Genomic DNA, 13947 nt, shown 5'->3' with positions numbered 1-13947 from the left:
GTCCTTGCTGCAATGAAAATGACCGCCGGCAACGGCGGTCATTTTTTTCGCTTGGCGCGCGCATGGAGCGTTGGCGTCGTTCCTGGGCGCGACAGGACCTAGTTCGCAAGCGCCAGCGCCACGGCGTCTGTCGTCTGCGCCACGGCGTCCGACGCCAGGCAGTCCACGATGACGCGTTCGGGTTGCGCGCGCAGCCAGGTGATCTGCCGCTTCGCCAATTGCCGGGTCGCGGCGATGCCTTGTTCCCTTGCGGTGTCCAGGTCGATCTCGCCGTCCAGATGCGCCCACATCTGGCGATAGCCGACGCAGCGCACGGACGGCAGACCCGGATGCAGGTCTGGCCGGGCGTGCAGGCCGCGTACCTCGTCCAGCAGGCCGTTGCGCAGCATGGCGTCAAAGCGCTGTTCGATGCGCGCATGCAGCGCAAGGCGGTCCGAGGGTTCAAGGCTGATGGTGACGTAGCGGTTCGCGTCGTCGTCGGGCTTGCGCTGTCCGCGCTGCAGCAGCGCGGACATGGGCTGGCCGGACAACTGGCAGATCTCCAGCGCGCGCTGGATGCGCTGGCTGTCGTTGGGCGCCAGGCGCGCGGCGGTGACGGGATCCAGCACCGCCAGTTCGGCATGCAGCGCGGGCCAGCCCAGGCGGGCAGCGCGTGCCTCCAGTTCGGCGCGCAGCGCCGGGTCGGCCTGCGGCAGGTCGTCCAGGCCGTCTCGCAGGGCCTTGTAGTACATCATGGTGCCGCCCGCGAGCAGCGGGATGTTGCCGCGCGCGCGGATCTCGGCGATCAGCCGCAGCGCGTCGGCGCGGAACTCAGCCGCCGAATACGACTGCGCGGGGTCCAGGATGTCGAGCAGATGCTGGGGCACGCGCGCCTGTTCCTCGGGCGAGGGCTTGGCCGTGCCGATGTCCATGCCGCGGTAGATCGTGGCCGAATCAACGTTGACGATTTCCATGGGCCAGCGCTCGGCCAGCGCAAGCGTCGAGGCGCTCTTGCCGGCCGCAGTGGGACCGGCAAGGCATAGGACGAGGTTCGAAGCGGGGGGCAGGGTAGAGGGCAAACTATTGTCCGCGCAGGAAAAGCTTGTCCAGGTCCGACATGGACCACTGCACCCAGGTAGGGCGGCCGTGGTTGCATTGGTCGGCCCTTTCGGTGGATTCCATCTGGCGCAGCAGGCCGTTCATCTCTTCGAGAGTCAGCTTGCGGTTGGCCCGCACCGAGCCGTGGCAGGCCATGGTGGACAGCAGTTCGTTGCGCTGTTCGGTCAAGAGGCGCGACACGCCGACGGCGCCCAGGTCGCGCAGCACGGCGCGGGCCAGGGTTTCGATGTCGCCGCGGGCAAGGATGGCGGGCACCGAGCGCACGGCGATGGACGTGGGACCAGATGGCCGCAACTCGAATCCCAGTTCGTTCAACTGTTCTTCGAACTCTTCCACCAGCGCCACGTCTTTCTCCTGCGCGTGGAACACCACGGGCACCAGGAGGTCCTGGCGCGGCAGGCTGCGGGCGTCCAGCGCCTGCTTGAGCTGTTCGTAGACCACGCGTTCATGGGCGGCGTGCATGTCCACCAGCACCATGCCGCGCCGGTTCTGCGCCAGGATGTAGACGCCATGCAGCTGCGCCACCGCCATGCCCAGAGGATGTTCTTCATCCGTGGGCAGCGCGGCGTTGGGAGCGGGCGTGGGTTCGCGCAGGGGCGCCGTCCGGGCGGCGGAGTCGTCGTTCAGCGGGCGATAGAGCGACTGCCAGTCGGCGGCCGGGATGCCGGCGGGTTCCGCATGCAGGCGGAAAGGCACCTGCGTGTGGGGGCGTTGGGGAGCGGGCGAAGGGCGCAGGCCGTAGGCCGCGCCGTTGCCGCCGCCGTAGCCGGGACGCGTTGCGTCCGCGGTGGGCCGAGGCGCGGATTGATACGCGGGCGCTGCGGGGGAGGCGCCAGCGGGCGTAGCCGCCGCTTCGGTCGCGGGGCGCGCCACGGTTTCGAATTCCGCGTCAGCGTCTTGCGCGGCGGGCGCGACGGCCGACGATCCGCCCGTCTGCGCCAGGGTCTGGCTGACCGCATGCGAAACGAAGCGGTGCACGGCGCCGCTGTCGCGGAATCGGACTTCATGCTTGGCCGGGTGGACGTTCACGTCCACGGCGGCAGGGTCGATGTCCAAAAAGAGCACGTAGGCGGGCTGGCGGTCGCCGTGCAACACGTCGGCATACGCCGCCCGAAGGGCGTGGCTGACGGTGCGGTCCCGCACGTAGCGGCCATTCACGTAGAGATACTGGCGGTCGGCGCGGGCGCGCGCGGCCGTGGGGCGGGTGATCATGCCGGCCAGGCTGACCGTGCCGACCGAATGCGACAGCAAAAGGCCGTGCTCGGCGAATTCCGCGCCTAGCACGTCGCGGATGCGCTGCGGCGGTTCGGCCGGCAGCCACTGGCGCTGCGCGCGGTCGTGGTGGAACAGGCGGAATGCGATCTGCGGGTGCGCCAACGCGATGCGCTCCATCGCGTCCACGCAATGGCCGAATTCCGTGGCTTCCGAGCGCAGGAACTTGCGGCGGGCCGGCACGGCGTCGAACAACTGGCGCACGTCCACGGTGGTGCCGGGCGGGCCGGAAGCGGGGCCGACGTGCATGCTGCCGGCGTCGATCTGCCAGGCGTGTTCGCCGTCGCGGGTGCGCGAAATGATGGACACCTGGGCCACCGAGGCGATGGAGGCCAGGGCTTCGCCGCGAAATCCCATGGAGGCCACCGATTCCAGCTCGTTGAGCGAGCGGATCTTGCTGGTGGCGTGGCGCGCCAGCGCCAGCGGAAGCTCGTCGGGCGGAATGCCGCCGCCGTCGTCGGTGACGGCGATGCGACGGATGCCGCCGCCTTCAAGACGGACCTCGATGGCCCGCCCGCCGGCGTCGATGGCGTTTTCCAGGATTTCCTTGAGCACGGATGCGGGGCGCTCGATGACCTCGCCAGCGGCGATCTGGCTGATCAGCAGGTCGGGTAGCGCGAGGATGGAACGGCGTTCTGTCATTGGGCTCAAGTCTGGTGTAGCTGTATGGAGGATTTTAGCGTCATGGTCCGGTCGGCTATAGTCGCTGACTGATTCCCTTCCGATATCAGGGCCGCTTCAATGCTAGAGTTTTTCAATATGGTGCTCCACATCGACCAGACGCTGGGCGTCTGGGTCGAGCAATACGGCACGTGGGTGTACCTGGTGCTATTTATGATCGTCTTCGCGGAGACGGGGCTGGTGGTGCTGCCCTTCCTGCCCGGCGATTCGCTGCTGTTCATTGCCGGCGCGTTCGGCGCCACCGGCCATATCGACCCGGTCCTGATGTCCGTGCTGCTGATCGTCGCGGCGGTCACCGGCAATACGCTGAACTACGCGATCGGCCGGTACATCGGGCCGCGGGTGTTTTCGATGAACCTGCGCTTCCTGGATCGCGGCGCGCTGATGCGCACGCACGCGTTCTACGAAAAGCATGGCGGCAAGACGATCGTCATGTCGCGCTTCATCCCGGTGGTGCGCACGTTCGCGCCGTTCGTGGCGGGCGTGGCCGACATGTCGGCGGCGCGCTTCCAGATGTTCAACATCATGGGCGCGCTGCTGTGGGTGATCAGCCTGGTGGCGGCCGGCTATTTCTTTGGCAATATCCCGATCGTCCGCGACCACCTGAACACCATCGTCCTGGTGGGTCTGGCCGCGGCCGTCGTGCCGGTGGTGGGCGCCGCGTTCATCAAGCTCTTCCGGGCGCGTCGGACCCAATAGGGCCGCGGGCGGGACAAAGAAAAAGGGCTGTGCGCTATGGCGCACAGCCCTTTTTTCGTATTGCTGCGCCGGTCAGCTGACGTCGCCCAGGCGAGCCAGCGGCGGATTGGCCGTGAAGTAGCGCTGGATGCCGGTCATCATGGCCTGCGCCAGCTTGTCCTGGTGCGAAGCGCTGCGCAGCAGGGCCTCTTCCTGGGGGTTGCTAATGAAGGCGGTTTCGACCAGCACCGACGGGATGTCCGGGGCCTTCAGCACGGCAAAGCCGGCCTGCTCGACGCTGTTCTTGTGCAAGCGGTTGATCTTCTTGATTTCGTCCAGGAAGGCGTTGCCCACCTTGAGCGAATCGTTGATCTGCGCGGTGGTGGAGAGATCGAGCAGGACCTTGGCCACCTGCCGGTCATGGGTGCCCAGGTTGACGCCGCCGATCAGGTCGGCCGCGTTTTCCTTGTCGGCCATCCAGCGCGCCTGGGCGCTGGTGGCGCCGCGCTGCGACAGCGCAAACACCGACGAGCCATTGGCCGACGGCTTGACCCAGGCGTCGGCGTGGATGGAAACGAACAGGTCCGCATGCACGCGCCGCGCTTTCTGCACCCGCACGTGCAGCGGCACGAAATAATCGTCGTCGCGCGTCAGATAAGCACGCATGTAGGGCTGGCTGTCGATCAGCGCCTTAAGGCGCCGGGCGATGCGCAGCACCACGTCTTTTTCGCGCAGGCCGCTGCTGCCGATGGCGCCGGGATCTTCGCCGCCGTGGCCGGGATCCAGCGCGATGGTCAGCATGCGCTGCTTGCCGCGGCTGGCGGTGGGCGGGGCTTTGGGCGGTGTGGGCAGAGCCGGCGCCGGCTGCTGGCCGCGCACGCGCGGCGGCTCGGGCGGGTCGGCCCGGGTGACCGGATTGCGCTGGATGTCTTCCAGGATGCGCGCGAGCGGATCGTCGACGTCGGGGCCGCTTTGCTTGTTCAGGATGGCGATGAGCGGATCCTGGGCGACCTTCGGGTACAAGTCCAGCACCAGGCGGTACTGGTAGTCCGCCACCGGCTTGAGCGTGAAGACCTGAGGCGCCACGGGCTGCTTCAGGTCGAACACCAGCCGGACCACGTTCGGGCGGTTCTGCGCAACGCGCAGGCTCTGGATATAGGGGTCGTCAGGGCGGACCTTGGAAACCAGGTCGTTCAGAGCCGCGCTGAGGGTCAGTCCCTCGATATCAACCACCAGGCGGTGGGGATTTTCCAGCGTGAACTGTTCGGCCTTGAGCTCGCTGTCGAGTTCCAGCGTGACGCGGGTGTATTCGTCGGCGGGCCAGGTGCGCACTGCCAGGATCGTCGCAGCCTGGGCCAGTCGCGGTACGACCGGCAGGACGAGCAGGGTGGCAGCGACGCTGATCAGGCGTCGTCGGGTGGCGCCTGCCGAGGGGAGGGCGCCGTCTGGGGCGGTGGGACAATCGCGTTCAACCATGTTTGTCCTCGGGCGGTGTACGCGGTCAGGGTGGCGTCACGTCCGTCGCCTGCATAGGCAAGGGAAATCAGCAGGTCGGGCGGGGGCAAAAGACCCCCCGCCCGCTCCGGCCATTCGATCAAAACGACCGCGTCGTCACGCAGTAAATCCCGGAATCCTGCGTCCAACCATTCGCGCGAATCACTAAATCTATAAAAATCAAGGTGATAGAAGTATAAGTTAGAAACTTTATAGGATTCAAGCAGCGCGTAGCTTGGACTCTTGATTCGGCCTGTGATGCCGCTTTCCCGCAACAATGCCCTGGAGAAGGCCGTCTTTCCTGCACCGAGGTCGCCTTGAAGGTGAATACATGCGCCTGCCGGGCCGTTTCGGCCACCAGTCACCAGGGGGGCGATCTGGCGCGCCAACGCCTCCGTGGCGGCTTCGTCAGGCAGGTGCAGGGTCAGGCTGGAAAGAGGGGCGGACATGGGGCGGGCCGAGTGGTAAAAAACGAGGATCGGAGCACAGACTGGAGCAATTATAGGAATGCGGGTTTCTGCTAACCTATAACTGATTGTTATTCTCAATAATGTCGTGAACGACGGCCCGCCGCCGCCCGCGACTGACGCCGCCACGGAGTTGCAAGCGCCATGAAGACCCGCATCGAAAAAGACACGTTTGGCCCTATTGAAGTCCCTGAAGATCACCTGTGGGGCGCCCAGACGCAGCGCTCGCTGCATTTTTTCGCGATTTCCACTGAAAAGATGCCGGAGCCTCTGGTCAATGCCATGGCGCGGCTCAAGCGCGCGGCGGCCAAGGTCAATGCCGACCTGGGCGAACTGGACTCCAAGGTGGCCGACGGCATCATGCGCGCCGCCGACGAAGTGATCGCCGGCAAATGGCCCAATGAATTCCCGCTGTCCGTCTGGCAGACCGGTTCGGGCACGCAGAGCAACATGAACATGAACGAGGTTCTGGCCAACCGCGCGTCGGAGCTGTTGGGCGGCGTGCGTGGCGAAGAGCGCAAGGTGCATCCCAACGACCACGTCAACCGCGGCCAGTCGTCCAACGATACGTTCCCCACCGCCATGCACGTGGCCGCCGCGGTGCAGGTCGAGCATCATCTGCTGCCGTCCCTGAAGGCGCTGCGCGCCACGCTGGCCGCCAAGAGCGCCAAGTTCTACGACATCGTCAAGATCGGGCGCACCCACCTTCAGGACGCCACGCCGCTGACGCTGGGCCAGGAATTGTCCGGCTATGTCGCCCAATTGGACCTGGCCGAACAGCAGATCCGCGCCACCCTGCCGGGCCTGCACCAGTTGGCCATCGGCGGCACCGCCGTGGGCACCGGCCTGAACGCGCATCCGCAGTTCAGCGCCAAGGTGTCGGCCGAACTGGCCCACGCCACCGGCACGGCTTTTGTGTCGGCGCCCAACAAGTTCCAGGCGCTGGCCTCGCATGAGGCGCTGCTGTTCGCCCACGGCGCGCTGAAATCCCTGGCCGCCGGCCTGATGAAGATCGCCAACGACGTGCGCTGGCTGTCCAGCGGTCCGCGCTCGGGCCTGGGCGAGATCAGCATTCCCGAAAACGAGCCGGGCAGCTCGATCATGCCGGGCAAGGTCAACCCGACGCAGTGCGAGGCGATCACCATGCTGGCCTCGCAAGTCCTGGGCAACGACGTGGCCATCAACATCGGCGGCGCCAGCGGCAACTTCGAGCTGAACGTCTACAAGCCGCTGGTGATCCACAACTTCCTGCAGTCCGTGCGCCTGCTGACCGACGGCATGGCCAGCTTCGACAAGCATTGCGCCGCCGGCATCGAGCCGAACTGCGACCGCATCGCCGAACTGGTGGACCGTTCGCTCATGCTGGTGACGGCGCTGAACCCGCACATCGGCTACGACAAGGCCGCGCAGATTGCCAAGAAGGCGCACAAGGAAGGCCTGTCGCTGAAGGAATCGGCGCTGGCGCTGGGCTACGTGACCGAGGAACAGTTTGCCGAATGGGTCGTGCCCGGTTCGATGACGAACGCGCACAAGCCGTCGTAATCGGCGCCGCGCGATAGCGATGGCCGCCCGCGTCGGGCGGCCATTTTCTTTGCGGAAATCTTTGCGGAAATCAGGCCTGTCCCGCCAGCAGCAGCCACATCGGAATCGTGACCGCCGAGAGCAGGGTGCCCAGTGAAATCAGAACCGCGACCATGCGGCCGTCGCCGCCCATGCGCATCGCCAGCACATACGCGGCAGACGCCGTGGGCAGCGCCGCGAACAGCAGGAGCATGCGCGATTCAAGCGGCGGCAGAGCCAGCAGGTGCGCCGTCAGCAAGGCGAGGGCGGGCAGCGCGACGAGCTTGACCGCCAGCATCCAGGCGATGAGCGGCCCGTAGCCCTTGCCGCCTTCCCAGGCCAGGCTGGCGCCCACGCATATGACGCCAAGCGCGATGGCGGCCGCGCCCAGTCTGGCGAGCACCGTGTCCACCGGGCCGGGCAATTGCAGGCCGGCCAGGTTGCAGGCCAGGCCCAGCAGCGTGGACACCACCAGCGGGTTGCGGGCGAGCTCGCGCAGCAGGTTGCCGCCGCTGTGGCGCGCCAGCCCGTACACCGCCGCGACGTTGGCCATGGGCACGGCGAAGCCGACGATCAGCGCCATGATCGTCTGGCCCTGCAAGCCCGCCAGGCTGGCCGACAGCGCCAGGCCGATATAGGTGTTGAACCGGTAGCCGCACTGGGCGGACGAAGCCAGGGCCAGCGACGAGGGGCGCAGCGCCAGCGCCGCCAGCCAGGCAAGGGCAACGCCGCCGGCGACGACTGCGGCGGTGGCCTGCAGCAGCATGGCGGCATTGCCTGCCGTGATGGGGGTGCGCAGGATGGCTTGGAAGAGCAGCGCGGGGAACAGCACGAAGTAGACCAGCCGCTCCGTGCCTGCAAAAAATTCGCGTGAGAAACCCAGTTTGTGACGTAGCGCCCAACCAAGCGCGACCAGCATGAAATCAGGGAAAACCAGGAGTGCAACCGACATGTGGGAAGTGGATTTTGTCAGGCGTAGGCCGGGAATTGGCGCGCTATGCGGGTGTAAGCATTTGCTGCTATTCTCCGACATTCTGGCGGGCGCGTGTGCCACAAGCAATCCATAAATGCAGCCTAGACACGCTGCGCACAAGCAATGCGCCCGCACCGTTATCTGCTGGTCCGCCTACAGGCGGGCACATCACACAACGGTCCGTCTACATACGGGCTCGCAATCTTGGAGGAAACACATCTATGAATAAGGTCCGCTCTCTGGCAGTGGCCATCGCCCTTGCTACCGGCGCTGCCGGCACGTTGGGCGTTTCGGTCGCCCACGCCGCAGACAAGTACCCCAGCAAGGCCATCCGCGTGATCGTTCCGTTCGCGCCCGGCGGCTCCACCGACATCATCGCGCGCCTCGTGACGCAGCGCATGAGCCAGGAACTCGGTCAGCCGATGGTTGTGGAAAACAAGGGCGGCGCGGGCGGCGCCATCGGCGCGGCTGAAGCCGCGCGTGCGCCTGCCGACGGCTACACGCTTTCCATCGCCACCGTTTCCACGATGGCCGTCAATCCGGCATGCCGTCCGAAGGACCTGCCGTACGACCCGATCAAGGACTTCCAGCCGGTCACCAACTTCGCCAACACCGCGAACGTCGTGGCCGTGAACCCGAAGTTCCCCGCCAAGGACTTCAAGGGCTTCATCGAAGAACTGAAGAAGAATCCCGGCAAGTACTCCTACGGCAGCTCGGGCACCTGCGGCGTGCTGCACCTGATGGGCGAATCGTTCAAGATGGCCACGGGCACCGACATCGTGCACGTGCCCTACAAGGGTTCGGGTCCCGCGCTGGCTGACGCCGTCGGCGGCCAGATCGAAATCCTGTTCGACAACCTGCCGTCGTCGATGCCGCAGATCCAGGCCGGCAAGCTGAACGCCATGGCCATCGCCTGGCCCGAGCAGATCGCCGCGGTCAAGGGCGTCCCGACCTTCAAGGACGCGGGCTACCCCGTCCTGAACCAGCCGGTCTGGTATGGCCTCCTGGCTCCCAAGGGCACGCCGATGGACGTCGTGAACAAGCTGCGTGACGCTGCCGTCGTCGCCCTGAAGGACCCGAAGGTCATCAAGGCGCTGGACGAGCAAGGCTCGGCTCCGTCGGGCAACACGCCGGAAGAGTTCGCCAAGGAAATCCAGGAGCAGTTCGACTGGGCCCAGGACGTCGTGAAGAAGCAGAACATCAAGCTGGATTGATGCTGCACGGGGCGGCCCTGGCTGCCCCGGCCGACGCACACGAAGCGGGCGCCTCAGGGCGCCCGTTTTGCGTTCCGCCGGAATGCCCCTTCAGGGCTGCGCGTCCAGCCCGGCCAGCCGCGCGCTGCATGCCGCGCGCAGGCGTTCGATCAGGTCGCGGTGCAATGCCGACAGGGGATCCTGGTTGCGCGTCATGATGCTGATCGGCACGCGCAATGCGGGTTCCAGGCGGCGCAGGCGCATGCCCGGGCGCAGCATGGCCTGCGCGGTGATGGCGTCGACGATGGCGTCGCCGCAGCCCGCATCCACCAGCGCGCAAGCCACGTAATGGGTCTGCACCTGGATGGCGACCTGCGGAGCCAGCCCCTGCGCATCCAGCGCCAGTTGCAGCAGCGCGCCCGCGGCGTCGCCGGCGTCCAGCACGATCAGCGTTTCGCCGGACGCCGTGGAGATCTCGGATAAACGCATGGGGCCGCTGGCGGACTTGCGGCTCAGGAAAACCAGCTCTGTGTGTCCAAGCCCCATGCGTGTCAGGCCGGGGTAGTCGTTCGTGTCGAACGTGACGGCCAGGTCCAGCTCGCGAGCCAGCAAGCCCTGCACCAATTCGGCGCTGTGGTGGGTGTGGATGTCGAAGGTGATGCCGGGCTGCGCCTCTCGGCTGTCGCGCACCACGCCCGGCAGCAGGCCCAGGCCCAGCGCGGGGGCGCATCCCAGGCGCAGATGGCCGTTGGGCCGGTCGCGCAGGTTCGAAGCCAGGCGGCGCACGCTGTTCAGGTCCTGGCTCAGGCGCGTTATCTCGGGCGTGAGGATCTCGGCTTCCCGCGTGGCGACCAGCCGACCTTTGACACGGTCGAAAAGCTTGAAACCGAGCTGGCTTTCGGCGTGGGCCAGCAGCTTGCTGGCGGCGGGTTGCGAGATGTGCAGCGCCGCAGCGGCTTCGGTCAGGGATCCGGTGCGGCGGATCGCTTCGAATATCTCGATGTGGCGCAGGCGCATGGCACGAACTGGGGGATGGTGGACCGGAAACGCGATTCTATGCCGGGAAGGGGCGGCGGGCGACCGACGACGGCCGACCAGCGACGAGCGACGAAGCGCTTGCGCACGGCTCTTCGCGCGCCCATTCACCGCGAGGGGCCTGTTCGCGGCGCGACAGCCGCCCGGCCCTTGACTATCATGGACCCCAGCCGGACGTCCCGGCGACCCCCGGAGCCCACCATGCGACTACGCCGCCACGCCGTCCTGCTGCTCGCCGCCGCTATGACGGGCCTGTCCTTTCTGTCGGCGGGCTACGCGCGCACGCCACCGGTCGAGGACCTGAATCCCGAAGCGGCCAGCGGCGTCCAGTCGCGCCAGCTTGTCCGCGCGCCGCATTTCATGATGGTGTCGGCCAACCCACTGGCCACGCAGGCCGGGGACGAGATGCTGCGGCGCGGAGGCAGCGTGGTGGACGCCGCCATCGCCACACAGCTCGTCCTGAACCTGGTGGAGCCGCAGTCGTCCGGCATCGGAGGCGGGGCGTTCATGGTCGTCTATTCGGCGAAGGATGGCCGCATCCGCACCTACGACAGCCGCGAGACCGCGCCGGCGGCCGCGCGTCCCGACCGCTTCCTCGATGCCCAGGGCAAACCGCTGCCGTTCGCGCAGGCCGTCAACAACGGCATGTCGGTGGGCGTGCCGGGCCTTCTGCGCGGACTTGAACTGGCGCACAAGGAACAGGGCAAGCTGCCTTGGGCCGACTTGTTCCAGCCTGCCATCCGGCTGGCGGAGCAGGGCTTTGCCGTATCGCCCCGACTGCATTCGCTGCTGGCGGGCAACAAGGCGCTGCCCGAGCAATCGGCGGCCGCCGCATATTTTTATGCGCCCGATGGCGCGCCCTGGCCGGTGGGGCACGTGCTGAAGAATGCGGACTTCGCGCGCACGTTGCACGCCGTTGCGACCCAGGGCGCGGATGCGTTCTATCAGGGCGACATCGCGCGCGACATCGTGGCCGCCGTGCATGGCCATGCCACACCGGGCGACCTGACGCTGGAAGATCTGGCGGGCTATCGCGCCAAGACGCGGGATCCTGTCTGTGGCGCGTATCGCGGCTATGAGCTTTGCGGCATGGGCCCGCCCAGCAGCGGTCCCATCGCCGTGCTGCAGATGCTGGGCGAACTGGAACAATTTCCGCTCAACCGCTATGCGCCCGGCAGCGCGCAGGCGGTCCACTATTTTTCGGAGGCGGGACGGCTGGCCTTTGCCGACCGCGATTTCTACGTGGCCGATCCCGACTTCGTGCGCGTGCCGGTTCGCGCCATGCTGGACCCGGCCTATCTGCGCGCGCGCGGGGCCCTGATCCAGCCGGACCGCAGCATGAAGGTCGCGCTGCCGGGCGACCCCGAGGGCAAGCTGCTGTCGCTGGGCAAAGACAACGCGCTGGAACTGCCGTCCACCAGCCATCTGGTGGCGGTGGACGCGCAAGGCAATGCGCTGACGATGACAACCACCATCGAAAGCGAATTCGGCAGCAAGATCTTCGTGCGCGGCTTTCTGCTGAACAACGAGATGACGGACTTTTCTTCGTCGTTCAAGGATCCCGAAGGTCGACTCGTCGCCAACCGGATCGAGCCGGGCAAACGCCCGCGCAGCGCGATGGCCCCGATGATCGTGCTGCGCGACGGCAAGCCCCACATGCTGGTGGGATCGCCGGGCGGCAGCGCCATCATCAACTACGTGGCCAAGACCATCGTGGGCGTGCTGGACTGGGGACTGGACATCCAGTCGGCCATAGACCTGCCCAACATGGGCAGCCGCAACAAGGAGACCGAGCTTGAGAAAGGCACGCCGCTGGAAGCGCTAGCGCCTGAACTCGAGCGCATGGGCCACCCGGTGCGAATCACCGAGTTTCCCAGCGGCATCCACGGCATCGTCATCGATGCCGCGGGATTGCAGGGCGGCGCGGATCCGCGCCGCGAAGGCCTGGCGCAAGGCGGCTGACGCCGCCGGCATTCATTCCAGCGACGACGGGTCCAGTTCCATCCTGGACTCGCGGCGCTTGGCCAGGTAGGTCAGGCCCCACATCACGACGCCAAGCAGCAGCAGCCAGCCCGCCACCTGGTATTGGATGACGTCGCGTCCCGTCAGCGGCGTGACGAGGAACAGGCACGCCGCCGCGCCCAGCCAGGGGACGATGCGGCTGATGGTGAAGTGGTGGTGCTGGACCTTGTCGCGCCGCAGCACCAGGACGGCGACGTTGACGAAGGCGAAGACGCCCAGCAGCAGCAACGCGGTGGTGCCGCCCAGCGCGCGGATGGCCTGCGAGTCGGCCAGCGCCACCAGGATGATCAGTCCAAATGCCAGCGCCGTGGTGAACAGGATGGCCGTCCACGGCGTCTGGTTCTTGCGGTGCACGTGGGCCAGGAAGGCCGGCAGCACGCCCTGGCGCGACATGCCGTACAGCAGCCGGCTGGCCATCATCATGTTGATCAGCGCGGAGTTGGCGACAGCGAACATCGAGATGATGGGCATGATGTATTCGACCGGCAGGTCCGGCGCCGCGCGCTTGACCACCAGCACCAGCGGCGTGTTGCTCTTGGCCAGTTCACCCACAGGCACCAGCGCCACGGCGCAGATCGACACCAGCATATAGATCACGGCCGTGATGCCCAGTCCGGTCAGCATGACCTTTGGGAAAATCCGGCTCGGATCATGCGTTTCCTCGGCCATGTTGACGGAATCCTCGAAGCCCACCATGGCGAAGAACGCGAGCGCGGTGGCGGACGTGACGGCCAGGAAGACGCTCTTGTCCTCCGGCGTGTCGAAAGCCACGACGCGCGAGAAATCGGCCTGCCCGCCCGAAATGGCGTAAAAGCCCAGCAGGATGACCATCAGCAGACCCGACAGCTCGATCAGCGTGAGCACCACGTTGGCCTTGACGCTTTCGGCCGCGCCGCGCAGGTTCACCAGCATGACCAGCAGCATGAAGCCCAGCGCGCCCATCGTGATCCAGGTCTTGTCGGCCTGGATGCCCATGGCCGCGAACAGGTTGGCGGCAAACGCTTGCGAGGCGGTGGCGGCCGATGTCAGGCCGGAGCACATGACCGTGAAGCAGACGATGAAGGTCAGGAAGTGCACGCCGAACGCCTTGTGCACATAGAGCGCGGCGCCCGCGGCGCGGGGATACTTGGTGACCAGTTCAAGGTAGGAAAGCGCGGTCAGCAGCGCCACTGCAAACGCAACCAGGAATGGCAGCCAGGCCGCGCCGCCGACTTCGGCGGCCACCTGGCCGGTCAGCGCATAGACGCCTGTGCCCAGGATGTCGCCGACGATGAACAACAGCAGCAGCTTCGGGCCCATCACCCTTTTCAGCTGAGCGTGGTCTTGCGTATCTTTCGTGGCCATAGTCTTTTTTCCTCTTATGTGGCTCTGGGGAGATGCGTGCCAAGGCAACGCGAGGTGCTGAAAAAAGTCTAAGGCGGCAACGGGGACGCGTGCTGAAACGAAATGTCTAAGTTGTTGGCGGCTGTGAAAA

General features: G+C 66.5%; 11 protein-coding genes. 4 read left to right on the top strand and 7 right to left on the bottom strand.

From position 1 onward, the window contains the following. Positions 1–98: 98 nt before the first annotated feature. Positions 99–1058 carry a tRNA (adenosine(37)-N6)-dimethylallyltransferase MiaA gene (miaA, locus tag RT614_RS28390; RefSeq protein WP_313625856.1) on the bottom strand — a complete coding sequence of 320 codons (960 nt, stop codon included), beginning with the start codon at positions 1056–1058 and terminating at the stop codon, positions 99–101. Position 1059: 1 nt separating this feature from the next. Further along, entirely contained in the window at positions 1060–3012 is a 1953-nt protein-coding gene (gene mutL / locus RT614_RS28385; protein WP_313625854.1) for a DNA mismatch repair endonuclease MutL, read from the bottom strand. A gap of 99 nt (positions 3013–3111) precedes the next feature. Between mutL and RT614_RS28380 the strand changes: the two genes are divergently transcribed. Continuing rightward, the gene (locus tag RT614_RS28380) at positions 3112–3750 is read left to right on the top strand and encodes a VTT domain-containing protein (protein ID WP_313625852.1); all 639 of its coding nucleotides are present in this window, start codon (positions 3112–3114) and stop codon (positions 3748–3750) included. Positions 3751–3822: 72 nt separating this feature from the next. Here the strand turns inward: RT614_RS28380 and RT614_RS28375 are convergent, their stop codons facing one another. After that, a complete protein-coding gene (locus RT614_RS28375) occupies positions 3823–5205 on the bottom strand; it encodes an N-acetylmuramoyl-L-alanine amidase (protein ID WP_313625851.1) in 1383 nt (460 codons plus the stop codon). Continuing rightward, positions 5133–5672 carry a tRNA (adenosine(37)-N6)-threonylcarbamoyltransferase complex ATPase subunit type 1 TsaE gene (gene tsaE, locus RT614_RS28370; protein WP_313625850.1) on the bottom strand — a complete coding sequence of 180 codons (540 nt, stop codon included), beginning with the start codon at positions 5670–5672 and terminating at the stop codon, positions 5133–5135. The genes RT614_RS28375 and tsaE overlap by 73 nt, the downstream gene beginning before the upstream one ends. Positions 5673–5834: 162 nt before the next feature. Between tsaE and fumC the strand changes: the two genes are divergently transcribed. Next, entirely contained in the window at positions 5835–7232 is a 1398-nt protein-coding gene (gene fumC / locus RT614_RS28365) for a class II fumarate hydratase (RefSeq protein ID WP_313625849.1), read from the top strand. A gap of 70 nt (positions 7233–7302) precedes the next feature. Here the strand turns inward: fumC and RT614_RS28360 are convergent, their stop codons facing one another. Then, on the bottom strand, positions 7303–8283 hold the full coding sequence (locus tag RT614_RS28360; RefSeq protein ID WP_313625848.1) for an AEC family transporter: 981 nt from the start codon (positions 8281–8283) through the stop codon (positions 7303–7305). 161 nt (positions 8284–8444) lie between these two features. Here RT614_RS28360 and RT614_RS28355 point away from each other — a divergent pair, with 161 nt between their 5' ends. Continuing rightward, positions 8445–9437 (top strand): tripartite tricarboxylate transporter substrate binding protein BugE, encoded by a 993-nt coding sequence (locus RT614_RS28355; RefSeq protein WP_313625847.1) that lies wholly within the window; start codon positions 8445–8447, stop codon positions 9435–9437. A gap of 90 nt (positions 9438–9527) precedes the next feature. Here RT614_RS28355 and RT614_RS28350 read toward each other — a convergent pair whose 3' ends face one another. Beyond that, positions 9528–10433: a LysR family transcriptional regulator gene (locus RT614_RS28350; protein WP_313625846.1), complete on the bottom strand. Its 906-nt coding sequence runs from the start codon at positions 10431–10433 to the stop codon at positions 9528–9530. A 219-nt stretch (positions 10434–10652) separates the two neighbouring features. Here RT614_RS28350 and ggt point away from each other — a divergent pair, with 219 nt between their 5' ends. Next, positions 10653–12413, top strand: a complete 1761-nt coding sequence (ggt, locus tag RT614_RS28345) for a gamma-glutamyltransferase (RefSeq protein WP_313625845.1) — start codon at positions 10653–10655, stop codon at positions 12411–12413. 12 nt (positions 12414–12425) lie between these two features. On the opposite strand, the gene RT614_RS28340 is transcribed toward ggt, so the two are convergent. Next, positions 12426–13817 (bottom strand): APC family permease, encoded by a 1392-nt coding sequence (locus tag RT614_RS28340; protein WP_313625844.1) that lies wholly within the window; start codon positions 13815–13817, stop codon positions 12426–12428. Positions 13818–13947 lie beyond the last annotated feature (130 nt).

It is taken from the genome of Achromobacter sp. (assembly GCF_032102605.1).
GTDB lineage: Bacteria > Pseudomonadota > Gammaproteobacteria > Burkholderiales > Burkholderiaceae_B > Achromobacter.
Note: the sequence above shows the minus strand (reverse complement) of the source record. Positions and strands in the feature narration are given on the sequence as shown.

Excerpts from the sequence above, each read along its gene's own strand:
- RT614_RS28360 (WP_313625848.1), bottom strand. The coding sequence starts at position 8,283 with ATGTCGGAGAATAGCAGCAAATGCTTACACCCGCATAGCGCGCCAATT.
- RT614_RS28355 (WP_313625847.1), top strand. The coding sequence starts at position 8,445 with ATGAATAAGGTCCGCTCTCTGGCAGTGGCCATCGCCCTTGCTACCGGC.
- ggt (WP_313625845.1), top strand. The coding sequence starts at position 10,653 with ATGCGACTACGCCGCCACGCCGTCCTGCTGCTCGCCGCCGCTATGACG.
- tsaE (WP_313625850.1), bottom strand. The coding sequence starts at position 5,672 with ATGTCCGCCCCTCTTTCCAGCCTGACCCTGCACCTGCCTGACGAAGCC.
- RT614_RS28340 (WP_313625844.1), bottom strand. The coding sequence starts at position 13,817 with ATGGCCACGAAAGATACGCAAGACCACGCTCAGCTGAAAAGGGTGATG.
- fumC (WP_313625849.1), top strand. The coding sequence starts at position 5,835 with ATGAAGACCCGCATCGAAAAAGACACGTTTGGCCCTATTGAAGTCCCT.
- mutL (WP_313625854.1), bottom strand. The coding sequence starts at position 3,012 with ATGACAGAACGCCGTTCCATCCTCGCGCTACCCGACCTGCTGATCAGC.
- RT614_RS28375 (WP_313625851.1), bottom strand. The coding sequence starts at position 5,205 with ATGGTTGAACGCGATTGTCCCACCGCCCCAGACGGCGCCCTCCCCTCG.
- RT614_RS28380 (WP_313625852.1), top strand. The coding sequence starts at position 3,112 with ATGCTAGAGTTTTTCAATATGGTGCTCCACATCGACCAGACGCTGGGC.
- RT614_RS28350 (WP_313625846.1), bottom strand. The coding sequence starts at position 10,433 with ATGCGCCTGCGCCACATCGAGATATTCGAAGCGATCCGCCGCACCGGA.